Source organism: Sanguibacter sp. Z41_6 (assembly GCF_059621145.1).
The window spans coordinates 146,176-171,682 of the sequence record NZ_JCAQIF010000002.1 but is presented as its reverse complement, the minus strand read 5'-3'; the positions used below and the strand labels follow the sequence as shown (position 1 = coordinate 171,682).

At 70.4% G+C, this 25,507-nt stretch carries 21 protein-coding genes; 6 read left to right on the top strand and 15 right to left on the bottom strand.

Translation table 11 applies throughout. The features are described 5' to 3' along the window. Positions 1-27: 27 nt before the first annotated feature. The 4 genes from AC54T1_RS05755 to AC54T1_RS05740 all read right to left on the bottom strand — a co-directional run bounded on the left by AC54T1_RS05755 (position 28) and on the right by AC54T1_RS05740 (position 5,753). Entirely contained in the window at positions 28-1,851 is a 1,824-nt protein-coding gene (locus AC54T1_RS05755) for a glycoside hydrolase family 13 protein (protein WP_496911349.1), read from the bottom strand. Next, on the bottom strand, positions 1,848-2,747 hold the full coding sequence (locus AC54T1_RS05750; RefSeq protein ID WP_484344749.1) for a sugar ABC transporter permease: 900 nt from the start codon (positions 2,745-2,747) through the stop codon (positions 1,848-1,850). The genes AC54T1_RS05755 and AC54T1_RS05750 overlap by 4 nt, the downstream gene beginning before the upstream one ends. Before the next feature lies 1 nt (position 2,748). Continuing rightward, positions 2,749-4,356: an ABC transporter permease subunit gene (locus AC54T1_RS05745; RefSeq protein ID WP_496911348.1), complete on the bottom strand. Its 1,608-nt coding sequence runs from the start codon at positions 4,354-4,356 to the stop codon at positions 2,749-2,751. A 155-nt stretch (positions 4,357-4,511) separates the two neighbouring features. Continuing rightward, positions 4,512-5,753, bottom strand: coding sequence for a sugar ABC transporter substrate-binding protein (locus AC54T1_RS05740; RefSeq protein WP_496911347.1), 1,242 nt, complete (start codon positions 5,751-5,753; stop codon positions 4,512-4,514). Between the two features lie 292 nt (positions 5,754-6,045). Here AC54T1_RS05740 and AC54T1_RS05735 point away from each other — a divergent pair, with 292 nt between their 5' ends. Together AC54T1_RS05735 and AC54T1_RS05730 are read left to right on the top strand one after the other, a co-directional pair. Next, the gene (locus tag AC54T1_RS05735; protein WP_484344752.1) at positions 6,046-7,116 is read left to right on the top strand and encodes a LacI family DNA-binding transcriptional regulator; all 1,071 of its coding nucleotides are present in this window, start codon (positions 6,046-6,048) and stop codon (positions 7,114-7,116) included. Between the two features lie 53 nt (positions 7,117-7,169). Next, entirely contained in the window at positions 7,170-8,957 is a 1,788-nt protein-coding gene (locus AC54T1_RS05730) for a glycoside hydrolase family 13 protein (RefSeq protein WP_496911346.1), read from the top strand. Between the two features lie 116 nt (positions 8,958-9,073). Here AC54T1_RS05730 and dusB read toward each other — a convergent pair whose 3' ends face one another. Continuing rightward, positions 9,074-10,294, bottom strand: coding sequence for a tRNA dihydrouridine synthase DusB (gene dusB, locus AC54T1_RS05725; RefSeq protein ID WP_484344754.1), 1,221 nt, complete (start codon positions 10,292-10,294; stop codon positions 9,074-9,076). 58 nt (positions 10,295-10,352) lie between these two features. Then, positions 10,353-11,741, bottom strand: a complete 1,389-nt coding sequence (locus AC54T1_RS05720; RefSeq protein WP_484344755.1) for a glycine--tRNA ligase — start codon at positions 11,739-11,741, stop codon at positions 10,353-10,355. Between the two features lie 168 nt (positions 11,742-11,909). On the opposite strand from AC54T1_RS05720, the gene AC54T1_RS05715 reads away from it, so the two are divergent. From AC54T1_RS05715 to AC54T1_RS05700, 4 genes are read left to right on the top strand one after another with little or no spacing between them, the layout of a single operon-like run. Beyond that, positions 11,910-12,869, top strand: coding sequence for a metal ABC transporter substrate-binding protein (locus tag AC54T1_RS05715; protein ID WP_496911345.1), 960 nt, complete (start codon positions 11,910-11,912; stop codon positions 12,867-12,869). Next, a complete protein-coding gene (locus AC54T1_RS05710) occupies positions 12,866-13,669 on the top strand; it encodes a metal ABC transporter ATP-binding protein (RefSeq protein ID WP_496911344.1) in 804 nt (267 codons plus the stop codon). The genes AC54T1_RS05715 and AC54T1_RS05710 overlap by 4 nt, the downstream gene beginning before the upstream one ends. Next, positions 13,666-14,595, top strand: a complete 930-nt coding sequence (locus AC54T1_RS05705) for a metal ABC transporter permease (RefSeq protein WP_496911343.1) — start codon at positions 13,666-13,668, stop codon at positions 14,593-14,595. The genes AC54T1_RS05710 and AC54T1_RS05705 overlap by 4 nt, the downstream gene beginning before the upstream one ends. Next, the gene (locus AC54T1_RS05700) at positions 14,583-14,981 is read left to right on the top strand and encodes a Fur family transcriptional regulator (protein WP_484344759.1); all 399 of its coding nucleotides are present in this window, start codon (positions 14,583-14,585) and stop codon (positions 14,979-14,981) included. The genes AC54T1_RS05705 and AC54T1_RS05700 overlap by 13 nt, the downstream gene beginning before the upstream one ends. A gap of 13 nt (positions 14,982-14,994) precedes the next feature. Here the strand turns inward: AC54T1_RS05700 and AC54T1_RS05695 are convergent, their stop codons facing one another. The 9 genes from AC54T1_RS05695 to AC54T1_RS05655 all read right to left on the bottom strand — a co-directional run bounded on the left by AC54T1_RS05695 (position 14,995) and on the right by AC54T1_RS05655 (position 25,355). After that, complete coding sequence (locus tag AC54T1_RS05695) at positions 14,995-15,849, bottom strand: isoprenyl transferase (protein WP_496911342.1); 855 nt, start codon at positions 15,847-15,849, stop codon at positions 14,995-14,997. Then, positions 15,849-16,658 carry a DNA repair protein RecO gene (gene recO, locus AC54T1_RS05690; protein ID WP_496911341.1) on the bottom strand — a complete coding sequence of 270 codons (810 nt, stop codon included), beginning with the start codon at positions 16,656-16,658 and terminating at the stop codon, positions 15,849-15,851. Before recO ends, AC54T1_RS05695 begins: the two co-directional genes overlap by 1 nt. A 69-nt stretch (positions 16,659-16,727) precedes the next feature. Continuing rightward, positions 16,728-18,479: a 2-isopropylmalate synthase gene (leuA, locus tag AC54T1_RS05685; protein WP_484344762.1), complete on the bottom strand. Its 1,752-nt coding sequence runs from the start codon at positions 18,477-18,479 to the stop codon at positions 16,728-16,730. 178 nt (positions 18,480-18,657) lie between these two features. Next, a complete protein-coding gene (locus AC54T1_RS05680) occupies positions 18,658-20,484 on the bottom strand; it encodes a variant leucine-rich repeat-containing protein (protein WP_496911340.1) in 1,827 nt (608 codons plus the stop codon). 155 nt (positions 20,485-20,639) lie between these two features. Beyond that, on the bottom strand, positions 20,640-22,685 hold the full coding sequence (locus AC54T1_RS05675; RefSeq protein WP_496911339.1) for a DUF3824 domain-containing protein: 2,046 nt from the start codon (positions 22,683-22,685) through the stop codon (positions 20,640-20,642). A gap of 166 nt (positions 22,686-22,851) precedes the next feature. Further along, on the bottom strand, positions 22,852-24,213 hold the full coding sequence (locus AC54T1_RS05670; protein ID WP_496911338.1) for a hypothetical protein: 1,362 nt from the start codon (positions 24,211-24,213) through the stop codon (positions 22,852-22,854). 14 nt (positions 24,214-24,227) lie between these two features. Further along, entirely contained in the window at positions 24,228-24,629 is a 402-nt protein-coding gene (locus AC54T1_RS05665) for a hypothetical protein (RefSeq protein WP_484344766.1), read from the bottom strand. 93 nt (positions 24,630-24,722) lie between these two features. Further along, positions 24,723-25,007 carry a WXG100 family type VII secretion target gene (locus AC54T1_RS05660; RefSeq protein ID WP_484344767.1) on the bottom strand — a complete coding sequence of 95 codons (285 nt, stop codon included), beginning with the start codon at positions 25,005-25,007 and terminating at the stop codon, positions 24,723-24,725. Between the two features lie 36 nt (positions 25,008-25,043). Beyond that, entirely contained in the window at positions 25,044-25,355 is a 312-nt protein-coding gene (locus tag AC54T1_RS05655) for a WXG100 family type VII secretion target (protein WP_484344768.1), read from the bottom strand. Positions 25,356-25,507 lie beyond the last annotated feature (152 nt).

The following is a 25,507-nucleotide window of genomic DNA, read 5'->3' as shown; positions in this document are numbered from 1 at the left end:
TGCGCGCACAGGTCCGCGGCGTCGCCACTACCCCACGCGCCACACGCCGACGGACGGGCCGTCGCCGGGCAGCTCCCAGCCCCGCTCGGACCGGTCGAGCCCGCGCGTGCCGTACAACGTCTCGGGTGTGCCGTCGCACACGCCCGCAGGCAGGGCTGCGCCCGACCACGGCCCGCGGGCGACGAGCACGAGGACGCTCTCGTCCGGCGTCTCCCGCAGGAAGGCGACGGCGTCGTCCTCCACGACGGCCCACCGCAGACCACCCTCGCGCAGCGCCGCCACGTCGCGGCGCAGCGCGATGAGACGGCGGTAGACCGCGAGGGTGTCGTCGTCCCAGCGCGCCGGAGCGTCCCAGGGCATGGTGACGCGGCCGTGCTCACCGGTGGTGCCGGTGGCACCGATCTCGTCCCCCGCGAACATCACCGGTGTCCCGGGGTAGGTGAAGAGCAGACCGGCTGCCACCTCGACCATCGCCCGGCTCCCGGCAAGGGTCCGCAGGCGCGGGGTGTCGTGCGACCCGAGCATGTTCCACTGCCTCGCCAGGACCTTCCAGGGCACCGCGGAGTCGAAGTCTCGCATCGTGTCGACCATGGCTCCGCCGGAGCGGCGCGGGAGCGGGACGGGCATCCCCGTCGCGGGCAGCCCGGCGCCCGGGTCCACGACCCACGACCACACGGGTCGGGTGAACGCGGAGTAGTTCATGGTGCCGTGCCAGCCGTCGCCCACGACGTCGGCACCCGCGTCGTGGAAGTGCTCCGCGACGAGCACCGACTCCGGGTTGACCGCGTCCATCGTCGCCCTGATCGCGCGCGCGACCTCGTGGGTGACGTCCTGGTCCGCATAGCGCCCGGTCATGTTCGCGACATCGACCCGCCATCCGTCGAGCGCGAACGGCTCCGCGAGCCACCTGCCGATGACGGAGCCCGGCCCCGACGTCATCCGGTCCGCGAGCGCGGGTGCGGAGTGGTCGAGCTTCGGCAGGGACGCGTGCTCGAGCCAGCTGACGTAGCCGGGCTCGTCCTGCGTCCAGTAGTAGAAGGACGCCTCCTCGCTGTCCGGGTCGGCGGTCGCGGTGGCGAACCATTCGTGGGACACGCCCGTGTGGTTCGTCGTGATGTCCCCGAGGATCCGCATGCCGCGCGCGTGCACCGCAGCGGACAGCGAGACGAGCGCCTCGTCACCGCCGAGCACGGGGTCCACGTGCGAGAAGGTGCTCGCGTCGTACCGGTGGTTGGAGCGTCCCGGGAAGATCGGGGTGAGGTAGACCGCGCCCACGCCCAGGTCGCTGAGGTGGTCGAGGTGCTCCTCGACGCCTCGCAGGTCACCCCCGTAGAACTGCTCGCCGACGCCCGGCCCCGCCGCGATCGGCTCGTCGTCCCAGTCGGCAGGCACCGCCCAGTCCGGCACCTCGCGCTCGGCACCGCTGCGTGCGAAGCGGTCCGGGAAGATCTGGTAGACGACCGTCTCGGCCATCCAGCGCGGCGCCGGGGTGTGCACGGTGAGCCGGAAGTCCGCCGCGTCCGGGACCTCCCGCGCGAACAGCCCGCGGCCGTTGAGCCACTGGTAGCCGCCGGGCTCGTCGAGGAGGAAGCGGTAGGACGTCACGGGGTTGTGGACGAGCACCTCGCCCTCGTACCACCGGTCCGTCGCCGTCCGCTCCGCGAGCCGCATCGGCGCGAAGCGGGGCTCACCGTCGCGGACCATCCGCAGGTGCACGGCGCGCTCCTGCCGTGCGACCGGGACGCGCAGGCGGACCGTGACGCGCTCCCCGAGCTCGGGCGTCGTCGTCGAGACGTACAGGGCGGAACCGTCGTGGTGCGGCTCGCCGAGCAGGTGACCGGCGTCGCTCATCCCTTGACCGCCCCCGCCGTCAGGCCCGAGACGATGTACTTCTGCAAGAAGATGAACAGCGCGACGACGGGGATCGCGCTGATGACGGCCCCGGCCGCGAAGATGCCCCAGTTCGCGGACAGCTGGTCGGAGACCCACTGGTAGAGCCCGACGGCGAGCGTCCAGTTCCCCTCGGACTGCAGGATGAGCTTGGCGAGCAGGAAGTCGGAGAAGGTCCCGACGAAGGACAGGAGCGCGACCACCGCGAGGATCGGCGCCACGAGCCGCAGGATGATGGTCCAGAAGATCTGTGCGTGGGACGCACCGTCGATCTTCGCGGCCTCGTCGAGCTCCATCGGGATCGTGTTGAAGAACCCGTACATGAGGAACGTGTTCACCCCGAGTGCGCCACCGAGGTAGACCATGATGAGCGCGAGCCGGGAGTTCAGCCCGAGGATCGGGATGACCTCGCCCAGGCTGAGCAGCAGGAGGAACACCGCGACGAAGGCGAGCACCTGCGGGAACATCTGCACGACGAGGAGGCTCGTGAGCCCCAGGCGACGTCCCTGGAAGCGGAACCGGGAGAAGGCGTACGCGGCCGCCGCACCCATGAGGACGGTACCGATCGAGGTGACCGTCCCGATGACGAGGGTGTTCACCACCCATGTCCAGAACTTCGTGTCGCCGAGTGCGACGAAGTTGTCCCAGGTGAAGGAGCTGAACAGCCTCGTCGATCCTGTCAGCGTCCCGCCGTCGGAGACCGACGCCGAGAGGATGTAGAGGATCGGGAAGCCCGCGTAGGCGATCGCGAGGACGCCGACGACGTAGCGCCAGCCCACCTCGCGCCACCAGCGGCGGCGTGCGGACGTGCGGCGGTCGCTCGGGAGGTCCTGCTGGGGGACGGTGGCGGTCGACATGTCAGTTGATCTCCTCGAGTGCGCGCGACTTCTTGAAGCTGATCACCGAGATCGTCGCGACGATCAGGAAGATGATGATCGACAGGGCGCTGGCGAGCCCGTAGTTCTTGGGCGCACCACCGTCGAGCCCGGAGATGGAGTACACCATCGTGATGAGGATGTCGGTCGAGCCGATCGGCACGGAGGCGTCCCGGAACATCGGCCCTCCCCCGGTGAGCATCTCGATGATGTTGAAGTTGTTGAAGTTGAAGGCGAACGACGAGATGAGCAGCGGAGTCACGGCGATGAGCAGCAGCGGCATCGTCACCGATCTCCAGATCCGCAGCGGGCCGGCGCCGTCGATCTTCGCTGCCTCGATGGTCTCGGCCGGGATCGACTGGAGCGCTCCGGTCGCGATGAGGAACATGTAGGGGAATCCCACCCACATCTGGACCCCGAGGACGGCGAGCCGCGCGAGGACCGGGTCGCCGAGCCAGTTGACGTCCATCCCACCGAGGAACGTCTCGTTGATGAAGCCGTACTTCGTGTTGAGCATCCCCCGCCAGAGCAGGAAGGACATGAAGGCCGGGAACGCGTACGGGAGGATGAGCAGCGCCCGCATGAGGCGCCGGAACCGCAGCCGGGGGTCGTTGAGCACGATGGCGAAGAACAGCCCGATGAAGAACGTCCCGGCGACCGAGACGATCGCGAAGACGAAGGTCCAGATGAGCACCTTGACGAACGGCACCGAGTAGCGCTCGTCGCCGAAGGCGGTCTTGAGGTTGTCGAGACCGGTGAACACCCGCCAGCCGACGTTGAGCTTCTGGCCGTCGGCCGCCTCGAACTGCCCCTCGTCGTTCGCCGTGTAGACCACACCCGTCTCGGTGTTGGTCATCGTGTCGGCGGCCTCGTCGTACTCGAGGACCGACTCGTAGACGTAGCCGTTGCGCCCGTCCTGCGTACGGATCGAGCCGCTCTCCGGGTCGTCCGAGAATGCGACGCGCAGGTCGGCGACGGCCCGCTGCTCTGCGAGCACCTCCTGGCGGTCGAGGATGTCGAAGCCGGAGACCTCGGTGATGGTCCCGTCGGTCACCTCGGCGTCGACGACGGAGAGCGGCTCCTGCGCCGTGCCCGCGCGGACGTCGTCGCCGTCGACGATCGCGAATCCCAGCGAGTCGCCGTCGGTGAGCACGACGAGCGGGTAGCTCTCGGTGCCCTCGACCCGCTTCTCGTTCTGCGCGAGGAGCGCCGCGACGGCCTGCTCCTTCGTGCCGTTGTGACCGTCGCCGTAGTTGGTGAACGCGACGTAGCCCGTGTACCCGATCGTGAAGATCTGGTAGATGAAGAGGAAGGCGACACCCGGCAGCAGGTACTTCATCGGCAGCGCGCGCTTCGTGAAGTACACGAGGTTGAGCAGCACGAGCAGCGCGATCATGCTCCACGCGATGACGAGCGAGTCGACCGCGAAGGCGGAGATGACGACGTACACGCCGAGGGCATCGAGGATCGCGACGATCGCGAGCTTGACGAAGAACCCGCGACGGAAGTCTCGCGCGTGGGAGACCGAGGACGACCCCGGTGTCGAGGGACGCTGCACCTCGGCCTCGTCCAGCTGATGGGGGGCGCTCATGTGTTCCTCCGTGCGACGTGCCGGGCCGTCTCGCCCTGGCGGGGCTCCAGCAGAAAGATCGGGGTGCAGGCGGCCGGCCCGGAGCCGACGGCCTGCGGCGTGGCCCGCCCCAGGTCGGGGCGGGCCACGCCGGTCATACGTGGGTCATCCGAGGGTCAGGATGCCGCGTCGATCGCGCTCTGGATGTCGACGACCATCTTGTCCCAGGCCTCGGCCGGGGTGGCCTTGCCAGAGACGATCGCTGCCTCGGTGTTGCCCCAGAACGTCCACACCGATGCCATCTCGGGGATGGACGGTGCGGGGACGGCGTCGGCCGCGGCGTCGCGGAAGCCGGCGACGATCGGGTCGCTCGCGGCGACCTCCTCGGCCGCGGCGGTGAGCGCCGGGAGACGGTCACCGACCTCGTACAGCGCGACCTGTGCCTCGGTCGTGGACATGTAGTCGGTGAGGAACTCGTTCGCGAGGAGCTGGTTGTCGCTCTCACCGTTGACGAAGAACCCGGGGGCCCCCATGAACGGCTGCGACGGCTGTCCGCCTGCGGACGGGACGGGGTCGATCGCGAGGTCGAGGCCCTCGAACGACGCCACCATCCACGGGCCGCCGATGATGAATGGCGAGTTCCCGTTCTTGAACTCCTCGACGACGATGTCGTACGTCGTGTCGATGTCGAGGATGCCCGCGGCACCCTGCTCGGCGAGCCACGCGGCGTAGGCCTGGCCGGCCTCGCCGCCGAGGGTCAGCTCGCTCGTGTACATGCCTTCCGCGTCCTGCGCGAAGACCGTCGAGCCGAACGACGTCTGCATCGGGTAGTGCGTGTACGGGTCGCCGGCCTCACCGTTGCTCTGGATGAGCACGGGGAACGGGGTACCGGCCGCCTGACCTGCTGCGACCATGTCGTCCCACGTCGCGGGGGCCTCGGGTGCGAGGGCCGTGTTGCGGATGAGCGCGACGTTCTCGACCGCGTACGGCAGGCCGTAGAGCTGTCCGTCGAGCGTGTAGACCTGGAGCGCGACCTCGTCGAACTCCGCGGCCTTCTCGCCGATCTCCAGCGGGGCGACGACGCCGTTGTTGACGAACTCGCCGAGCCAGTCGTGGGCACCGACGGTGATGTCGGGGCCCTCGCCGGTCGGGACCTGCGCGAGGAAGTCGGGCCGGATGTCGTCGAAGTTCTTCTGGACGAGCTCGACCTCGACGCCGGTCTCCTCGGTGAAGGCCTCGGCAGCCGCCGCGACGGGTGCCTCGCGGGTGTCGTCGACCCAGATCGTCAGGGCGTTGTCCGAGCTCTCCGCCGCAGGGGCGTCCGAGGCGGTGCTGTCGGTGGCCTCGTTGTTCGTGCCGCACGCGGCAAGGGTGAGGCTCGTGGCCACGAGGCCGGTCAGTAGGATGCTCCGTCGCATCGTGAGTCTCCAAGTGGTGAGGGTGTTCCGGCCGCGGCCGGTGTCATCCACCGTCGTCGGCCCTGTCCTCAGGACGCTAACCGCTGCTTGGCACAACCTGCAAGCCCTTGCAGCAACTTTCAGGCAACAATCAGGTTCACACAGAAATTTCGTCCTGTTCGTTGCAGATTGACGCCGGATCTCTGCGGATCTCGACCGCCATTGCCGCGCGATTGGCTTACTGTAAGTTGTTGCAAGCGCACGTACCCATCGACCCGGGGATCCGTCCCGCTCGACGACAAGGAGGTCTGGCGTGTCTGCGATCCCATCCGACGGCCCTGGACCCAAGACCCGTCTCACCGACCTCGCGAAGCAGGCCGGCGTGAGCACCGCGACCGTCTCGCGGGTGCTCAACGGCAAGGTCGGCGTCGCCTCCGAGACGCGGCAAGCGGTCCTCGCGGCCCTCGACGTCCTGGGCTACGAGCGCCCCGAGAAGTTGCGGAACCGGTCGGCGGGACTCGTCGGGCTCATCGTCCCCGAGCTCACCAACCCCGTCTTCCCTGCCTTCGCCCAGACCATCGAGAGCATGCTCTCCCAGCGCGGGTACACCCCGCTCCTGTGCACCCAGTCCCCGGGTGGCACCACCGAGGACGAGTACATCGAGATGCTGCTCGACCACTCGATCGACGGCATCCTCTTCGTCTCCGGCCTGCACGCCGACATCCACGCGAGCCGCACCCGCTACGACCAGCTGCGCAGCCGGGGCGTCCCCCTCGTCTTCATCAACGGCTTCGCGCCCGAGGTGGACGCGCCCTTCGTCTCTGCCGACGACGTCGCCGCGATGGAGCTCGCCGTACGCCATCTCGCCTCGCTCGGGCACCAGCGGATCGGGCTGGCGATCGGCCCGGACCGCTTCATCACCGCCCGCCGCAAGCTCGAGGGCTTCCGTGACGCGCTCTCCCGGCACCTCGGCATCGACGACGCGAGCGAGCACATCGCCACCTCGCTCTTCACCGTCGAGGGAGGCCAGGCCGCCGGCGGCGACCTCATCGACAGCGGGCACACCGCGATCGTCTGCGGCTCCGACATGATGGCGCTCGGCGCCGTCCGGGCCGCGCACCAGCGCCGCCTCTCCGTCCCGGACGACCTCTCGGTCATCGGCTACGACGACTCGCCGCTCATCGCGTTCACGGACCCGCCGCTCACGACCGTCCGTCAGCCCGTGTCCGCGATGAGCCACGCGGCCATCAGCGCGCTCATCTCGGTCATCGACGGCTCGCCCGCGCCACGTTCGGAGCTCCTCTTCCACCCCGAGCTCATCGTGCGCAACTCGACCGGCGCCTCGCCCGAGATGCGACTGCACTCGGCGCAGCGCGCGACCTAGACCTTCTCTCCCCGATCGCTCCCCCAAACCCAGAGGACAAGGAACTCGTCGACGTGACTCGTATCGATTCGCCACCTGTGGACGCGCCGCCCGTAGCGCTCACCACGACCTCCCCAGGTGTCACCGTCATCCACCCCGCCAACGACACCGCTCGTGAGTGGTGGCGCAGCGCCGTCATCTACCAGGTCTACCCCCGGTCCTTCGCCGACGGCAACGGCGACGGAATCGGTGACCTCCCCGGCATCACGTCGAGGCTCGACCACCTGCGTGCGCTCGGTGTCGACGCCCTGTGGCTCTCGCCGTTCTACCGCTCGCCCCAGGCCGACGCGGGGTACGACGTCGCGGACTACCGCGAGGTCGACCCGCTGTTCGGCACCCTCGAGGACTTCGAGACGCTGCTCGAGCGTGCGCACGACCTCGGCCTGCGGGTCATCGTCGACCTCGTTCCCAACCACACCTCGGACGAGCACGCCTGGTTCACGGCGGCGCTCGCAGCCGGGCCCGGCAGCCCCGAGCGCGCGCGGTACATCTTCCGCGAGGGCAAGGGTGACAACGGTGAGCTCCCCCCCAACAACTGGAAGTCGATCTTCGGCGGCCCCGCCTGGACCCGGGTGAGCGACCGCGAGGCCGCGGCGACCGACGGGATCACCGACGGCGAGTGGTACCTGCACCTGTTCGACACCCGCCAGCCCGACCTCGACTGGGAGCACCCGGAGGTCCGGTCAGAGTTCGAGTCCGTCCTGCGCTTCTGGCTGGACAAGGGCGTCGACGGGTTCCGCATCGACGTCGCGCACGGGATGGTCAAGGCCGAAGGTCTGCCCGACTGGGACGGCGAGGTCGCGATGGTCGAGGGCACGACCGAGGCTGACGGATCCACCGGGGCCGGCAACAGCGGCCCCATGTTCGACCAGGAGGGCGTGCACGACATCTACCGTGCGTGGCACAAGGTCCTCGCGGACTACGACGGAGACCGCGCCCTCGTCGCCGAGGCGTGGGTCGAGCCCCTCACCCGGCTCGCGCGGTACGTCCGCAGCGACGAGATGCACCAGGCCTTCAACTTCTCCTATCTCACGACCGCATGGAGCGCCCCCGCGCTGCGCGCCGTCGTCACGGCCTCGCTGCAGGCCTCCGACGAGGTGGGTGCCCCCACCACCTGGGTGCTGTCCAACCACGACGTCGTGCGCCACGCCTCGCGCATGGGCCTCACCGGCGCGGCGGTGCGCCCCAACGGCATCGGCCGCACCGACCCGCAGCCCGACGCCGAGCTCGGTCTGCGCCGTGCCCGCGCGGCGTCGCTGCAGATGCTCGGCCTGCCGGGCTCCGCGTACCTCTACCAGGGCGAGGAGCTCGGCCTCCCCGAGCACACGGATCTCGACGACGACCTCCGGCAGGACCCGGCCTGGTGGCGCAACGGGTACACCGAGGCCGGCCGCGACGGCTGCCGTGTGCCGATCCCGTGGGAGGCGGACAAGCCCGCGTACGGCTTCAGCGCGACCGGCGAGTCGTGGCTCCCGCAGCCGGAGACGTACCGGTCGTGCGCGGCGGACGTGCAGCGCACGACGCGCGGATCGACGTACGGGATGTACGCCCGCGCGCTCGAGCTGCGCCGCGAGCACGACCTCGGACTGGGCTCCCTGGGCTGGGTCGACGAGCTCACCACGTCACCCGCCGTCCTCGCGTTCCTCAACAACGACGTGCTCGTCGTGACGAACTTCGGCGACACCCCGGTGCAGCTGCCGGTCGGCGCCCGGGTTCTCGTCTCGAGCGACCCGGAGGTCGACGGCGCTCTCGACGCCGTCACCCATGTCGCGCAGGACACGACGGTCTGGATCCAGCGCTGACCTGGCGCCGCTGACCGGAGAACACGGCAGCCGCCGTGCCCACGGGGGCACGGCGGCTGCAGTGTTTCCTGGATGCTCGGACGGCGGGTGCCAACCGGTACCCGCGGAACCGTGCCTCAGCCTCCGGAGACGCTCAGCTCGGCCTCGAGGAGCTTGGCGCGGAGCTCGTCGCTCAGCTCGCGCGAGTCGAGCCACCCGTACGGCACGTGCGGCTTCTTCGGCGACCCCTGCCGACCTCGCTGACCCTCCGCGTCCTTGCCCGGGTAGGGCTGGTCGAGGTCGAGCGCGTCGAGGCGCTCACGCAGCTCCGCGAGGGTCGAGACGAGCGCGAGCCCGGACCGGGCGTCCCCGCCGACGGCGTATCCCTTGAGGTACCACGCCATGTGCTTGCGCAGGTCACGCAGCCCACGACCTTCGTCCTCGAAGAACTCGGCCATGAGCTCGCCGTGCCGGTAGAGCGTCTCGGCGACCTGCCGCAGGCCCGGTCGGACGCGCTCGTCGGAACCCGCGAACGCGGCGGCGAGGTCGGCGAAGAGCCATGGCCGGCCCTGGCAGCCGCGTCCGACGACGACCCCGTCGCACCCGGTCTGACGCACCATCTCCAGCGCGTCCTCGGCCGACCAGATGTCGCCGTTGCCGAGCACGGGGATGCTCGTCACGGTCTCCTTGAGCTGGCGGATCGCCGACCAGTCCGCGGTGCCCGAGTAGTAGTCCGCCGCGGTGCGGGCGTGCAGCGCGACGGCCGCGACCCCCGCCTGCTCGGCGATGAGACCGGCGTCGAGGTACGTCAGGTGCTCGTCGTCGATGCCCTTGCGCATCTTGACGGTGACCGGGACGTCGTACGGTGCGGCCGCCTCCACGGCCGCCTCGACGATCCGCGTGAACAGCTCGCGCTTCCACGGCAGGACCGCCCCGCCGCCCTTCTTCGTCACCTTGGGCACGGGGCAACCGAAGTTGAGGTCGACATGGTCGGCGCGGTCTTCGCCCGCGATGATCCGCACGGCTGCGGCCACGGTCGCGGGGTCGACCCCGTACACCTGCGCCGAACGGGGCGACTCGTCCTCGTCGAAGCTGACGATCCGCATGGACTCGGCGTTGCGCTCGACGATCGCGCGAGATGTCACCATCTCCGCGACGTACAACCCGTCGGGCCCCTGCTCGCGGCACAACCGACGGAAAGCGGCGTTCGTCACGCCGGCCATGGGAGCGAGGACGACCGGGGTGGTCACGGTGTGCCGTCCGATGCGCAGCGGCGGGAGCAGCGGCGCGCCCGCCGCCGGGGGCTGCCCCCCGGCCGTGGGCGCACCGGCTCCGGCAGAGACGGTAGAGAGAGTCATGGGGTCCATTGTCCCACCGCGCCCGGCGGCCGTGGCCGGGCGCGGTGGGACGTCGGGGTCAGCAGCCCAGGAGGCGGGCGCCGAGGTACGCGGTGACCTGGTCGAGCGCGACGCGCTCCTGGGACATGTCGTCCCGGTGGCGGATCGTCACGGCCTGGTCGTCGAGCGTGTCGAAGTCGACGGTGATGCAGAAGGGCGTACCGATCTCGTCCTGGCGGCGGTACCGGCGCCCGATGGCCCCGGCGTCGTCGAAGTCGACGTTCCAGTTCCGGCGCAGCTCGGCGGCGAGGTCACGCGCCTTGGGCGAGAGCTGCTCGTTGCGGGAGAGCGGCAGCACAGCGGCCTTGACGGGTGCGAGCCTCGGGTCGAGCCGGAGCACGGTCCGAACGTCGACACCGCCCTTGGCGTTGGGCGCCTCGTCCTCGGTGTACGCCTCGACGAGGAACGCCATGAGGGAGCGGGTCAGCCCCGCAGCGGGCTCGATGACGTACGGCACCCACCGCTCGTTCTTGCCCTGGTCGAAGTACGAGAGGTCCTTGCCGGAGTGCTCGGAGTGGGTCTTGAGGTCGAAGTCCGTGCGGTTCGCGATGCCCTCGAGCTCACCCCACTCGCTGCCGCTGAACCCGAAGCGGTACTCGATGTCCACCGTGCGCGTGGAGTAGTGGGAGAGCTTCTCCTGGGGGTGCTCGTAGTGGCGCAGGTTCTCCGCGGAGATACCGAGGTCGGTGTACCAGGCGGTGCGGGTGTCGATCCAGTACTGGTGCCACTCGGCGTCCGTGCCGGGCTCGACGAAGAACTCCATCTCCATCTGCTCGAACTCCCGGGTGCGGAAGATGAAGTTCCCCGGGGTGATCTCGTTGCGGAACGACTTGCCGATCTGCCCGATGCCGAACGGCGGCTTCTTGCGGCTGGCGCCGAGCACGTTGGCGAAGTTCACGAAGATGCCCTGCGCGGTCTCCGGGCGCAGGTAGTGCAGGCCGGACTCGTCCTCGACGGGGCCGAGGTACGTCTTGAGCATCATGTTGAAGTCGCGCGGCTCGGTCCACTGTCCGCGGGTGCCGCAGTTCGGGCAGGCGATCTCCGCGAGCCCGCCCTCGGGGACGCGGCCCTTCTTCTCCTCGAACTCCTCGAGCATCTGGTCCTCACGGAACCGCTTGTGGCAGGAGAGGCACTCGGTGAGGGGGTCGGTGAACACGCCGACGTGGCCGGACGCCTCCCAGACCTTGCGCGGCAGGATCACGGCCGAGTCGAGGCCGACGACGTCGTCGCGGCTCGTGACCATCGTGCGCCACCACTGGCGCTTGATGTTCTCCTTGAGCTCCACGCCGAGGGGCCCGTAGTCCCAGGCGGAGCGCGATCCTCCGTAGATCTCCCCGGACTGGAAGACGAAGCCACGACGCTTCGCGAGGGAGACGGCGGAATCGAGGCGAGAGGGCGCTGTGGCCACGGTGATCACTCCAGGTGCATCAGTGCCCGCACGTGGCTCGTGGGGCAGGCGAGGGGGTGAGCGCGAGGTGCGCGCCCACCCCAAGGTTACTCGTCGGGCACCTGGGCCCTGCCCGGGTGCGCCGGGCCGGATTGACAGCGACCGGGCGGAAACCTGAGAATGATCCTCATGTTCGCGTTCCGCTCGTCCTCCACCCACCAGCGTCGACGCTCCGCCGCAGCGACCGGCGCGCTCCTCGCGCTCGCTGCCACGACAGCGTGCACCCCCGCCGAGGAGGACGACGGACGCCTCCGGGTGCTCGCCTCGTTCTACCCCCTGCAGTACGTCATCGAGCAGCTCGGCGGCGACCTCGTCGACGTCACCTCGCTCACCCCGGCCGGAGCGGAACCGCACGACCTCGAGCTCTCCCCCGCCCACTCGCGCTCGGTCGGCGACGCCGACCTCGTCGTCTACCTGTCCGGGTTCCAGCCCGCCGTCGACGACGCCATCGACGCCCGCGACCCGCAGCACGTCGTCGACGCTGCCGACGTCGCGTCGCTCACGAGCGCCGAGCACGACGAGCACGCAGACGACGAGCACGCGGACGACGACCACGACGCGCACTCCCACGGCGACCTCGACCCCCACTTCTGGCTCGACCCCACCCGGCTCGCGGCAGTGGCAGAGTCCGTCGCCACCGAGCTCGCCGAGGTCGACCCGGAGAACGCCCAGACCTACACCGAGCGCAGCGCCGAGCTCGTCGCGTCGCTCGAGGAGCTCGACAACGAGCTCGTCACCGGGCTCGCCGGCTGCGCCGGCCGCACGGTCGTGACCTCCCACTCCGCGTTCGGCTACCTCACGGACCGCTACGACCTCGAGGAGGTCTCCATCTCGGGCATCGACCCGGAGGCCGAGCCCCCGCCCGCGCGCCTGCGCGAGGTGGCGGACGTCGTCCGCGAGACCGGGGTCACGACGATCTTCTTCGAGAACCAGGCGAGCTCGAAGGTCGCCGACGTCCTCGCGAGCGACCTCGGAGTGTCCACGGCGGTGCTCGACCCGCTCGAGAGCCTCGCCGACCCTTCCGAGGACTATCGTTCCGTCATGCTCGCCAACCTCGACGCCCTGCGCACCGGTCTCGGCTGCGCATGAGCGACGGCCCACGCGCACGTCCGGCAGTCCCCGCCGTCGAGGCCCGCGACCTCCACGTCACGCTCGGCACGAGCCGCATCCTGCGCGGCATCGACCTCACGGTCGCCGACGGCGAGGTCGTCGCGCTCCTCGGTGCCAACGGATCTGGCAAGTCCACGCTCGTGCGGACCCTCGTCGGGATCCTGCCCGCGACCCGAGGAACCGTGAGCCTCTACGGCACGCCGCTCGGACGGGCCACCCCCTGGCACCGGATCGGGTACGTCCCGCAGCGCGTGAGCGGGGCGACCGGCGTGCCCTCGACCGCCGCCGAGGTCGTCTCCGCAGGTCTGCTGCACGGGCGACGCATCCGCCCACCGCGGGACTGGCGGGCACGAGCGACGCAGGCGCTCGACCAGGTCGGCCTCGCGGACCGCGCCGACCGGTCCGTCAACGAGCTCTCCGGGGGCCAGCAGCAACGCGTGCTCATCGCCCGCGCCCTCGTCCGCGAGCCCGACCTGCTCGTCCTCGACGAGCCCGTGGCTGGCGTCGACCAGCCGAGCCAGCAGATGTTCGCCACCACTCTCGGGCGGCTCGTCGCAGGAGGCACGACCATCCTCGTGGTGCTCCACGAGCTCGGTTCCCTCGCTCCGCTCATCAGCCGGACCGTCGTGCTCCGGCACGGTCGCAAGGTGCACGACGGCGTCGCCGTCCCCCCGACCGCCGACCACGCCGACGCGTCGCACGACCACATCCACCCCCACGGTGACGACGTCGACCACCGTCCGCCACCGCTCATCCAGGACACAGGACTCACCTCATGACGCTCCTCGACGAGCTCGTCGGCATGCTCGGCGACCCGCTCATGCAGCGCTCGCTGCTCGCCGCGCTCGTCGTGGGCCTCACTGCGCCCGTCATGGGCACCTACCTCGTGCAGCGCCGGCTGTCCCTCCTCGGCGACGGGATCGGGCACGTCGCACTCACCGGTGTGGCACTGGGGTGGCTCATCGGGTCCGCGATGGGCCTCGTCGAGCGGGACGCGCTCGCCGTGCCCGGCGCCGTCGTGGCCGCCGTCGTCGGGTCGGTCGCCATCGAGATCGTGCGCGAGCGCGGTCGGACGAGCGGTGACGTCGCCCTCGCGCTGCTCTTCTACAGCGGCATCGCCGGAGGCGTGCTCCTCATCGGGATCGCCGGCGGGACCAACGCGAACCTCATGTCCTACCTCTTCGGGTCCATCTCCACCGTCACCGGCAGCGACCTCGTCCTCACCCTCGTGCTCGGCGCCGTCGTGCTCGCGGTGGGCGTCGGTCTGCGGGCAGCGCTGTTCGCGGTGTCGCACGACGAGGAGTTCGCCCAGGCGTCCGGGATCCCGGTCCGGGCGTTGAACATCGCGATCGCGGTCACCGCGGCGCTCACCGTCACCGTCTCGATGCGCGTCGTCGGGCTGCTGCTCGTCAGCGCGCTCATGATCGTCCCCGTCGCCGTCGCCCAGCTCCTCACGACATCGTTCCGACGGACCATGACGGTCGCCGTGTGCATCGGCGTCATGGTGTGCGTGGTGGGTCTCTCCATCACCTACTGGCAGCCCCAGTCCCCGGGTGCGACCATCGTCGTCCTCGCCGTGGCGTGCTACGTCCTCGTCGCTGCGCTGCGGCCCGTCGTCGTCCGCCGACGCGCCGCCACAGATCCCCACCCCGACGTGCCCGACGACGTCGCCCTCACGGACGGAGCCGACACATGCAGCGCGTGACCCGCCAGCGGACCGCCATCGCCGAGATCCTCGACTCGACGGACGACTTCCGCAGCGCGCAACAGCTCCACGAGCTGTTGCGGGCGCACGGCCACACGACGGGGCTCGCCACGGTCTACCGCACGCTCCAGGGACTCGCCGATGCCGGCCAGGTCGACGTCCTGCGCACGGCGGACGGCGAGAGCCTCTACCGGAGGTGCGAGCGGCGCGAGCACCACCACCACCTCGTCTGCCGGTCCTGCGGGGCGACGATCGAGATCGACGGACCCACCGTCGAGGCGTGGGCGACGCAGGTCGGCACGCAGCACGGGTTCACCGACATCGAGCACACCATCGAGCTGTTCGGCCTGTGCGCCGCGTGCACGCCGGGCACGAGCGAGAGCTGAGCCGGTCGGGCGGTCAGTCACCGGCCGGGGGGTCGACGACGTCCCGCGGCCCCTGCTCCGCAGCCCGGTCGACGGCGCCGCCGTAACGCCGGTCCCGTCGGGCGTACTCCTCCACCGCGCGCCACAGGCTGCGCCGGTCGACGTCCGGCCAGGGCTCGGGCAGGAAGACGAGCTCCGCGTACGCCGACTGCCAGAGCATGAAGTTCGAGGTCCGCTGCTCGCCGGAGGTCCGCAGGAAGAGGTCGACGTCGGGCAGGTCGGGTTCGTCGAGGAACCGTGCGACCGTCCGCTCCGACACCTTCTCCGGGTCGAGGCGGCCGGCAGCGACCTCGCGGGCGATCGACCGGGCGGCGTCGGCGATCTCCGCGCGACCGCCGTAGTTGACGCACATCGTCAACGTGCACGTCGTGTTCTGCGCCGTCACCTGCTCCGCGGTCTCGAGCTCGGCGATCACCGACCGCCACAGGCGGGGCCGACGGCCGGCCCAGCGGACGCGCACGCCCCACGAGTTCATCGTGTCGCGCTGACGGCGCAGGACGTCGCGGTTGAAGCCCATGAGGAAGCGCACCTCCTCCGGCGACCGCTTCCAGTTCTCCGTCGAGAAGGCGTAGGCAGACACGTGCGTGACGCCGATCTCGATGGCACCGGCGACGACGTCGAGCAGCGCAGCCTCCCCGGCCTCGTGCCCGGCGGTCCGCGGCAGCCCACGGGCGTTGGCCCACCGCCCGTTGCCGTCCATGACCACCGCCACGTGCCGCGGGACGAACTCGAGGGGGATCTGCGGCGCGACGGCTCCGGACGGGTGCGCCGGAGGACGGACGGGCGCGGGCGCCGGGGGGGCCGCAGCGTCCTTGCGTGCTCGTGCCATCAGGTGACGTCCCTCTCCTGGATCCTGGACACCTGAGCACGGTCCGGCACGGCGCCGGGCCGCGTCGTCGGGGTGCCCGGCTCGCGGTCCACCAGGCGCAACGACCGCAGGGTCCGTTCGAGATGGTACTGGCTGTACGCCGCGACGATGCCGTTGCCCTCGCGCCGGTTGCGGTCGTCCGAGGCGTCGGCGACGGCCCAGTCGCCGCTGAGGAGCGCGGCGAGCAGCTCGACGGTCTGTGGTGCCGGCTCGGTCGCGCCCGGCGGTCGGCAGCGACGGCACACCGTACCGCCCTGCGCGACGGAGAACGCGCGGTGCGGACCCGTCTCGCCGCAGCGCGCGCAGTCCGAGAACGTCGGGGACCACCCGGCGACCGCGAGGGCACGCAGCAGGTAGGAGTCGAGGATCAGACCGGGTGCATGGGCCCTGCTGGCCAACGCACGGACGGCACCGGCGAGGAGCCAGAACTGCTGCACGGCCGGCTCGCGCTCAGCCTCGACGAGCCGGTCAGCCGTCTCGAGCATCGCGGAGCCCGCCGTGTAGAGCACGTAGTCCTCGCTGATCGGCCGGGCGTACGCGCCGACGGTCTCCACCTGCGTGACGATGTCGAGGTTGCGCCCCTCGTGGAGCTGCAGCTCGACGAACATGAAGGGCTCGAGCCGGGCACCGAACTTCGACGAGGTCCGGCGGACACCCTTCGCGACGGCGCGCACCTTGCCGTGCTCGCGGCTGAGGAGCGTGATGATGCGGTCTGCCTCGCCGAGCTTCTGGGTGCGGAGGACGAGCGCTTCGTCACGGTAGAGGACCACGCCACCATTGTCCGTCATGCAGGTGACAGACACGGGTGCGGACGACCGACGTCGTCCGCACCCGCGGGTTCACGCCTGGGGCCGCCGCTGCCGGTTGACCGCCGAGATGATCGCGTGCAGCGAGGCCGTGGTGATGGACGGGTCGATCCCGACCCCCCACAGCACGTCGTCGCCCACAGCGCACTCCACGTAGGCCGCAGCGACCGCGTCACCACCCTCGGCGAGGGCGTGCTCCGCGTAGTCGAGGACGCGGACGTCGACGCCCACGCTGGCGAGGGCGTCGACGAACGCCGCGATGGGCCCGTTGCCCGTGCCCTCGAGGGTCACCGGCACACCGTCGTCGACGAGGTCGACCGAGAGCGTGTCCGGCCCGTCCCCGCTGCTCGACGCGCGCGTCCCGCGCAGGGAGAACCGCCCCCAGGGCTCGTGCGCGCCGTCCGCCGGCGCAGGCAGGTACTCGTTCGTGAAGATGGACCAGATGTCCGCACCCGTGACCTCACGTCCGGCCGCGTCCGTGACGTGCTGGACGACCCGGGAGAACTCGATCTGCAGCCGTCGCGGCAGGTCGAGGCTGCGCTCGGTCTTGAGCAGGTACGCGATGCCGCCCTTGCCCGACTGCGAGTTCACCCGGATGACCGCCTCGTAGCTGCGACCCACGTCGCGCGGGTCGATCGGCAGGTACGGCACGCCCCACTCGAGGTCGTCGATGCCCACGCCGGCCTCGTCGGCCCGCGCCTGCATCGCGTCGAGGCCCTTCTTGATCGCGTCCTGGTGCGACCCCGAGAAGGCCGTGAAGACGAGGTCGCCCGCATACGGGTGCCGCTCCGGGACGGAGAGCTGGTTGCAGTACTCGGCGGTGCGCCGCACGTGGTCGATGTCCGAGAAGTCGATCTCGGGGTCGATCCCCTGGCTGAAGAGATTCATGCCGAGCGTGACGAGGTCGACGTTCCCGGTCCGCTCCCCGTTGCCGAACAGGCATCCCTCGATCCGGTCGGCACCTGCCTGGTACCCCAGCTCCGCGGCGGCCACGGCCGTGCCGCGGTCGTTGTGCGGGTGCAGCGACAGCACGACGTTCTCGCGGTGGTTGAGGTGCCGGCTCATCCATTCGATCGAGTCGGCGTACACGTTCGGGGTCGCCATCTCGACGGTCGCGGGCAGGTTGATGATCACCTTGCGCTCGGGCGTCGGCTCGAAGACCTCGATGACCTCGTTGCAGATCCGCGCCGCGAACTCGAGCTCGGTGCCCGTGTAGGACTCCGGGGAGTACTCGTAGTAGACGGTCGTGCCGGGGATGGTCTCCTCGAACTTGCGGCACAGCTTCGCGCCCTCGAGGGCGATGTCGACGATCCCGTCCTCGTCCGCACGGAACACGACCTCGCGCTGCAGCACCGACGTCGAGTTGTAGAGGTGGACGATCGCCTGCTTGGCGCCGCTGATCGCCTCGTACGTCCGGGCGATGAGGTGCTCCCGGGACTGCGTGAGCACCTGGATGACGACGTCGTCCGGGATGAGGCCGTCCTCGATGAGGAGCCGGACGAAGTCGAAGTCCGTCTGCGACGCGGACGGGAAGCCCACCTCGATCTCCTTGTAGCCCATCGCGACGAGCAGCTCGAACATCCGGAGCTTTCGCTCCGCGTTCATGGGCTCGATGAGCGCCTGGTTGCCGTCACGCAGGTCGACGGCGCACCAGCGCGGCGCCTGGGAGATCACACGGTCGGGCCACGTCCGGTCGGGGAGCGACACCGAGAACTGGTCGCTGTAGGACCGGTACTTGTGCGTGGGCATCGGAGACGGCTGCTGGGGGGCGTGCTGAACGTTCATCGCTGATCCTTCGTCTGCGCGTCCTGGGACGCTCGGTGGCTGTTGACTGACGAGCCGGCACACCGACCACCGCGACGAGGAACCGGCCTACGAGGCCTCGTCGCGGCACAGAAGGAGCAGGATGACCTGCTGAGCAGTTCGCACAGCGACCACTGTACCCCTCCTGTGCCGCGCCGGGTCAGAACAGCTCGTCGGCGAGGACGCCGAGGTTGTCCTCCCACCACTGCTCGTCGGTGAGCTTGCCCTCGTCGTACAGCCGCACGGCGTTGGACCCGAGGATGCCTGTCGCGTCGCCGAACGTCCCCACCGTGCTGATGTACCAGCCGCCGTCCTCCTCCACCGCCACGAGCGAGAGGTCGCCGAGCCCGAGCTCCTCCAGGGCGGGGATGTCCTCGAGGCACCCGGAGAGCGTCTCCCCCTCGGCCGTCAGGTCGACGCACTCGGCGGTCATCGTCATGGAGATCGGAACGCCCTCGACCTCGCCCTCGACCGACAGCGTGTCGAGCTTGAGCCAGGCGACACCGTCCTCGCTGTCCCGCTCGGTGAACGTGGCAGAGATGTCGAGCGACTCGAGCACCTCGTTGATCTCCTCGAGAGCGTCCGAGTCGAGCGCCTCCTGTGAGCTGTACAGGGACATGAGGCGTCGGTCCGCGAGCGGGTACGACTCGAGCATGGGGTTGATGTCACCGGTGGAGTAGAACTCGAGGATCCCTGCCACCGCGCCCTCGGCGGCAGCCTCCGGCGAGTCGTACTTCCCAGCGAGGTCGTCCGACGGCATCGAGCCACGCTCGATGCCCTCGGACATCGCTGCGTACTCCATCATCGTCAGGTACGGGCTGACGTACCAGTCACCGTCCTCCTCGACGACCATGAGGAAGGGGTCGATGGACTCCGACTCGTCGCCGCCGCCCAGGGCCCCCGCGAGATCGGCTGAGTCGACGACAAGGTCCTCTGCCGTGATGGTCGTGGGGAAGGTCTCCTCCACGCCCTCGGTCATGCTGTCACGGAGCTCCTGCTCGTCAGGCAGCCCGGCCTCTTCCCCGAGCTCGAAGGTCTCCCAGAGGCTCGAGGCCTCGAGCCGGTCGAAGACCGCGACAGTCGCATCGCCGAGCTTCTCCGCGTCCGCGTCGACCTCGAGCTCCCCTCCGACGATGCTCACCTTGGCGAGGCCCGCCTCGATCTCCTCGACGTCGACCTCGAGCCCGGTGAGCTCGAACTCGAACGCATCGAGATAGTCCTCGAAGGTGTCCTTCGCGTCGTCCTCTCCCACGGCATCGGGCATCCGGTCCCGGAAGAGCTCGAAGCCGGTCGCGATCTGCTGCAGCTCGCTCGGGGAGAGCATGCCGTAGACGGCGACGAGGTCCTTGTCCGCCGCTCCCTCGATGAGCTTCGTCGCGGCGTCCTCCGGCGAGCCTGCTCCGCCGACCTTGGAGAACCACAGCTCGTTCGCTGCGAACGCCCCGCCCCCGACGAGGAGGACCCCCGCGACCCCGGCGCCGATCAACAGACCCCGTCGTGACGACTTCTTCGGGGCCTGCGCACCCCACTGGCCGCCTCCCGGCGCTGCCCCGTAACCACCGGGCGTCGAACCATACGCACCGGACGCCGAACCGTAGCCGTTGGGCGTCGCGCCGTACGCCTGGTTCTGCCCGGGCAGACCGTAGCCCTGGCCAGATGCTCCCTGGCTCGGCTGAGCCGCGGCCCACGCGCCCTGCTCACCGTGGCCGGGGGCGCCGGGGGCCTGCGTCGCAGCGCCGGGCTGGACCTGCGCGGGCATGAACCCCGCGTGCTGGACTCCGGGGCCCGCTGCGCGCGCGTCGAGCGCGCGGTCGACGGCAGGATCCCCGAGCGTGCGCATCCATGCGAGAAGCTCGGGGTACGCGGTCGGGTTGCCGGCGATGGCGGGCCGCAGGTCCGGACGGTGGGTCGCGATCTCCCCGAGCAGGGCTGGGGGCGTCGATGGGTCGGCTGCCTGGGCGGCAGTGAAGTCGTGGGGGGAAGTCATGACCTGCCTTACGTCAACGGAATGTGCTGGGACACTATCGGGACTCGGGAGTCGCACCAATGGGGAGAACTATCGCCCACCGGGTGAACAGCGAGCGAGGCATGCAGAAGGGCCCGGGCATGGATGCCCGGGCCCTTCTGCGTCACGCCGTTCGGTCAGCCCTGGCGCGAGCGCAGGGCTGCATCGACCTCCGGGTCACCGAGCTGCCCGAGCCACTCGACGAGCGCCGGGTACGTCGAGGGGTTGCGAGCGACGTGCTGGCGCAGCTCCGGCGCGTGCTGGACGATCTCGGCGAGCACCGCCGGGGCGGTCGACGGGTCGGCCGCCTGCGCAGCCGTGTACCCGTGCCCCTGCGACGCGGTGGCCGCGCCAGGGGCTGGCGCCTGCTGAGCCGGGTCCTGCTTGACGAACTGCTCTGCGGGAGCCTGCTGGGTCGCCGCCTGCTCGGTGGGAGCCTGCTGAGCGGGAGCCTGGGCGACGTGCGTCTGCCAGGCGCCTGACTGCGGAGCGTGACCTGCCGGGCTCCCCTGGCTGGTCGGGTGCGCCTGCTGCGCGCCCTGCTGCCCGGGGTACTGGTAGCTCGGGGCTGCCGGCGCACTCCACTGGTATGCCGCACTGTTGACGGCACGGGGCGCAGGTCGGTTGGCAGCGAAGTACTCCCGAACCTCCTTCGGGACGGTGAGCGCGACGGCGATGAGCGCGGGAAGACCGAAGGCCAGGAGCAGGTGGCCGACGGTGATGTTCTTCAGGTCAGGCCCGTACGAGTCTCCGGGGACCACGATGAAGATCACCAGACCGATGACGAACAGCGCGCCGGCCACGATGAGCGCGATCATGCGGCCGTTCGCCGGGTTCTTCTTCAGCTCCATGCGCGCGTACACGGCTGCGCCGATCGCGAGCAGGCCGAGGACGAGCGTCGTGACGACCGAGCCGGTGGGGGTGTCCCCGTCGACGAAGAACCACAGGACCGCACCGACGACAGCCGACGCGGCGACGAGCGCTGCGTAGTCGAGGCCGTGGACGGCGGTGCCGATCCACGTGTGCTCGCGCTGCTCGCGGCCGAGCGCACGCTTCGTCGCCGGTGCAGCGGCAGCCGCGGCTGCGGCCGGCAGGAAGATCGCGCCGAGCGGAGCGAGGGAGAGTGGGACGACGAAGTAGATGCTGAGGATCTCGGGGGCGAACTCGAGCACGGAGTCGTCCAGCAGCTGCATCGACTGGATCTTCAGGAGGGACGCCTCCTCGCTGGCTCCGAAGACGAAGGCGCACACGAGGATGACGCCGAGCCCGATGAGGGTCAGGCGCCAGCTCTGCGACCGCTGCACGACCGTCCCGTAGATCGCCCAGAGGCAGAACGCGGCCGAGAACAGCCACGCGACGATCATCCCGACGACGTAGATCGCTCCGGCGTCCATGAGGTCGCCGACCTTGGTGAAGAACATGATGAGCGCGACAAGGTGCGTCAGGGCGATGAGCCCCCCGATGCCCGCGGTGATCTTCCACCACAGCGCGTTCACCGCGCGGTCCTGGTCCTCCGGGCCGAGCTCGCACTGACGGGGCTGGGCCGCCAGGATCGCTCCGGCGAGGCCGAGGGCCAGGGACGTACCGACTCCCTGGTGGTCGTCGTTGGTGATCGCGTCGAGGACGACGTAGACGAGGACGACGACGACGTACGGCGCGTTCGCCACGAGCCGCACGAGGCGGGTGGTGTGCACCGTCCACGACGGCGGGAAGATGCTGGCGCGTGCGAGGTAGGGCAGCGCGAGGGACACGATGGACAGCAGGGCCGCGATCGTGACGATGTAGTTGAACCCGTCACCGATGCCCTCGAGGCCCCGGTCCACCGTCACCGGGAGCGCGAGCGAGACGAACAGGAGCAGCGCGGCCACGCCGTCGCGGACGAAGTCCGAGACGGGGATGCCCTGGAACGGGTTCGTCCGCGGTGTCGACGCCTGCTGGGCGTACTGCCCGGGCTGGCCCTGGTACTGACCCGGCTGGGGCGCGTACTGGCCGGGCTGCGGAGCGTACTGTCCGGGCTGGCCCTGGTACTGACCCGGCTGGGGTGCGTACTGGCCGGGCTGCGGCGAAGGTGCGCCCTGTCCTGCGGGGGGCTGGGAGTACGAGCCCGGCTGCGGCGCCTGCTGGTACTGCCCACCCCCGGACGGGTTGCCGCCGGGGGGCGGCGCCTGACCTTCGTTGCTCATGTTCTTCCCTTCGTCGTTGCCGCCCGCTACGCGGCGGCACCACAGATGTCCTGTCCTGCTGCGGCGCTCCGTTGTCACGGGTCACCACCGTCGTCCATAACCTACCCACAAGACCACATCCGTGCGGCGCCCGCCCGACCGATGCTCGGCCGGGGGACGCGGCACCTCACCACGACTCGTCGTCGGGCTCCGGCTCAGGTGTGTCGAGCGCGCGGGCGGGCTCACCGCGCGAGCCTGCCCGTGCTGCTGCTCCGAGGTCAGGCTCCACGGGTCGCCCGTGCTCGTCGAGCGTCGGAGCGATGTAGTCCCCGGACGTGCGCCTCCGGGACGTCGTCGATCCCCCTCGGCCGCCGGCGCCGCCCATCATCGCCATGGGCGCCGATCCAGCTGCAGCTCCGCGACCACCGGCCGCGGCGGACTCCGTCGCGCCTGCTCCCCCGAACGCACCGAGACCGCGGGAGCCCGCGGCTCCGAGCGCTCCGCTGGCGCCGCCGGGACCGGCGAGGATGCCCGGACCCCCGAGGCCGCCCGCGCCGGGCCCGAAGCCGCCGCCAGGACCGTAACCTCCGCCTCCGGACGCCCCGAGCCCACCGGGCCCACCCGGCCCGAACGCCCCAGCAGCACCCGTGGGTGCCATGGTCGTCGATCCGCCGACACCACCGTCGACCGACGTCTCACCCCGCGCGCCGCCGGGCCCCCACGGACCCAGATCGCCACCCGGACCTCGTCCGCCGCCATCGGGTCCACCGGGGTCGCGCGGGTCGCGCGGGTCGCGCGGGTCGCGCGGGTCGCGCGGGTCGCGCGGATCGTTCGGGTCGCGCGGGTCGTTCGGGTCGCGTGGGTCGTTCGGGTCGAGCCTCGGCGGCTCGAACTCGTGGACCTCGAACCGCGGCGGGCGGCGGGCGATCTCGTACCCACCAGGACCCACGCCGGGACCCGACCCCGGGCCACCGCCGGGCCAACCGGGTCCCCCCGGACCCGACGGACCACCTGGTCCGCCAGGACCACGTGGGGTGATCTGGTTGCTCTCCGTCACCTCGTAGAGCGCGTCCGCCTCGTCCTTGAGAGTCCGCATCGCGGTATCGAGCGCGTCGAGTGCGACCTTGGCCTGGCCCTCGCGCGCCCCGCGCAGGTTCGCGTCGGCGGTCGCCTGCTGCGCTGCCTCGTCCTCGGGCAGGGAACCCGGGACGGGTGGAAGGGTTGCGGTCGTCGGCAGGCCGCGCACGGCCGCGAGCGCCGAACGCGCCGTGTCGATGGCACCGTCGCCCCGGACCGTGAGCTCCGAGAGGGCCGTCATGTTGTCCGCGTGGACGAGGATCTTGGACCCGAGGCCCGAGAACGTCTCGCTCGCCACGTCCGCGGAGTACCCGGACCATCCCGGGTCGGAGGCGATCGTCTTGAGCATCGCGCCGACGTCGGCGAGGTCGGCTGCCGCGCCCGTGAGCGTCGTCTCGTCCCGGCTCCACGCCTTGAGGAGAGGAGTGTTCACCTTGACGAGCGCGTCCTCGTACGGTGTCTGGGAGGCCATCGGTCGTCCTTTCCTCAGGTGGCGGTGTGGTTGCGGGGCGAGGCCGGGAGCCGCGGCGACAGGGGCACGCCAGGTGTGGGCAGGTCGAGCGCGGCGGAGCGCTCGAGCGCCTCCATCGCGTCCTTCGCGTCGCCGTCGGCCAGGTCGATCTCGTCGGCGAACTCTCGCAACCCGTCGACCAGGCCGGTGACCTTGTCGTGCGCCTGCTGGAGCACCCCGAGCGTCGCGTTGACGACGCCGAGGTACGACCCCGCGAACCCCTGGCACGACGGCACGACCGTCCACGCGGACTCAGCGGACCGCGCACCGACGGGCTGCAGCGTGAGATAGGTCGACTGGATGGTGTCCAACAGCTCGGTGACTGTCGCGATGCGCTGCGACAGCACCGTCTCCTCGACGCTCAGGTCGTCCGTCATGTCATTCCTCTTCCTCTCCGCCCCGGGAGCACCGACGGCACGCATCGCGACACGTCGCCCGTGGGGCTGCGAGCCTCGATACGACCGTCGCTGCTACCAGCGCTGCGCGTTCGACTTCTCGGTGGTCTGGTAGTCGTCGTTGCTCGCCGAGACCGCCTTGCCGACGTCCGCGAGGAGCAGCTTCATGTCGCCGATCGCCTGCGTCCACTTCGTCTTGGCGGTCGTGTAGGCACCCGACGCCTCACCGTCCCAGTTCGCGCGGAGCGGCTGGAGGGTGCGGTCCATCTCGTCAAGGATCCGCTCGAGGTTCGTGGCACTGCCCTGGATGTCGGCCGCTGCGGTCGACAGGGCTCCGAAATTGACCTTGAGGTCGCTCATCGTCGTCAGTCCTTCCTGGTCGTCTACGTGGTGGGGTCAGCCGAGGCGCTGGGTGAGCTTGCTCATCGCGGTCGACTGCGACTCGTCCGCGGTGTCGTAGGCCGTGCCCGAGGAGTTGAGGTTCTGCTCGAACTCGTCGAGGGCGCCGACCATCTTCGAGGCGTCGTCACGCCACCGTGCCATGAGCTGGGTGAAGGCGACTGCGCCCTGCCCCTTCCATGCCATGCCGATCGAGGACAGCTTTCCCTCGAGGCTGCTCAGCTCCGACTTCAGCTCGGTGCGCGACTGCGCGACCGCCTGCGCGCCCTGCTTCAGCGCACCTTCAACAGCAGAGACTTCACCTGCCATGAGAACTCCTTCCACGGGCCCGCGGGCCGGAACGACGCGTCGACCGGATGGTCGATGCGGCGCGGGGTGGATGGCCCCGCCGTCCCCTCGGACATTACGGCTCCGGCCGCTGGCGGGCACCCCTCCCGCACGGGGAGAGGTACCCATCGAGC

Bases quoted from the DNA above. Each gene is read 5' to 3' on its own strand.
- AC54T1_RS05755 (WP_496911349.1), bottom strand. From the start codon at position 1,851: ATGAGCGACGCCGGTCACCTGCTCGGCGAGCCGCACCACGACGGTTCC.
- AC54T1_RS05750 (WP_484344749.1), bottom strand. From the start codon at position 2,747: ATGTCGACCGCCACCGTCCCCCAGCAGGACCTCCCGAGCGACCGCCGC.
- AC54T1_RS05745 (WP_496911348.1), bottom strand. From the start codon at position 4,356: ATGAGCGCCCCCCATCAGCTGGACGAGGCCGAGGTGCAGCGTCCCTCG.
- AC54T1_RS05740 (WP_496911347.1), bottom strand. From the start codon at position 5,753: ATGCGACGGAGCATCCTACTGACCGGCCTCGTGGCCACGAGCCTCACC.
- dusB (WP_484344754.1), bottom strand. From the start codon at position 10,294: ATGACTCTCTCTACCGTCTCTGCCGGAGCCGGTGCGCCCACGGCCGGG.
- AC54T1_RS05715 (WP_496911345.1), top strand. From the start codon at position 11,910: ATGTTCGCGTTCCGCTCGTCCTCCACCCACCAGCGTCGACGCTCCGCC.
- AC54T1_RS05710 (WP_496911344.1), top strand. From the start codon at position 12,866: ATGAGCGACGGCCCACGCGCACGTCCGGCAGTCCCCGCCGTCGAGGCC.
- AC54T1_RS05705 (WP_496911343.1), top strand. From the start codon at position 13,666: ATGACGCTCCTCGACGAGCTCGTCGGCATGCTCGGCGACCCGCTCATG.
- AC54T1_RS05700 (WP_484344759.1), top strand. From the start codon at position 14,583: ATGCAGCGCGTGACCCGCCAGCGGACCGCCATCGCCGAGATCCTCGAC.
- AC54T1_RS05695 (WP_496911342.1), bottom strand. From the start codon at position 15,849: ATGGCACGAGCACGCAAGGACGCTGCGGCCCCCCCGGCGCCCGCGCCC.
- leuA (WP_484344762.1), bottom strand. From the start codon at position 18,479: ATGAACGTTCAGCACGCCCCCCAGCAGCCGTCTCCGATGCCCACGCAC.
- AC54T1_RS05680 (WP_496911340.1), bottom strand. From the start codon at position 20,484: ATGACTTCCCCCCACGACTTCACTGCCGCCCAGGCAGCCGACCCATCG.
- AC54T1_RS05675 (WP_496911339.1), bottom strand. From the start codon at position 22,685: ATGAGCAACGAAGGTCAGGCGCCGCCCCCCGGCGGCAACCCGTCCGGG.
- AC54T1_RS05670 (WP_496911338.1), bottom strand. From the start codon at position 24,213: ATGGCCTCCCAGACACCGTACGAGGACGCGCTCGTCAAGGTGAACACT.
- AC54T1_RS05665 (WP_484344766.1), bottom strand. From the start codon at position 24,629: ATGACGGACGACCTGAGCGTCGAGGAGACGGTGCTGTCGCAGCGCATC.
- AC54T1_RS05660 (WP_484344767.1), bottom strand. From the start codon at position 25,007: ATGAGCGACCTCAAGGTCAATTTCGGAGCCCTGTCGACCGCAGCGGCC.
- AC54T1_RS05655 (WP_484344768.1), bottom strand. From the start codon at position 25,355: ATGGCAGGTGAAGTCTCTGCTGTTGAAGGTGCGCTGAAGCAGGGCGCG.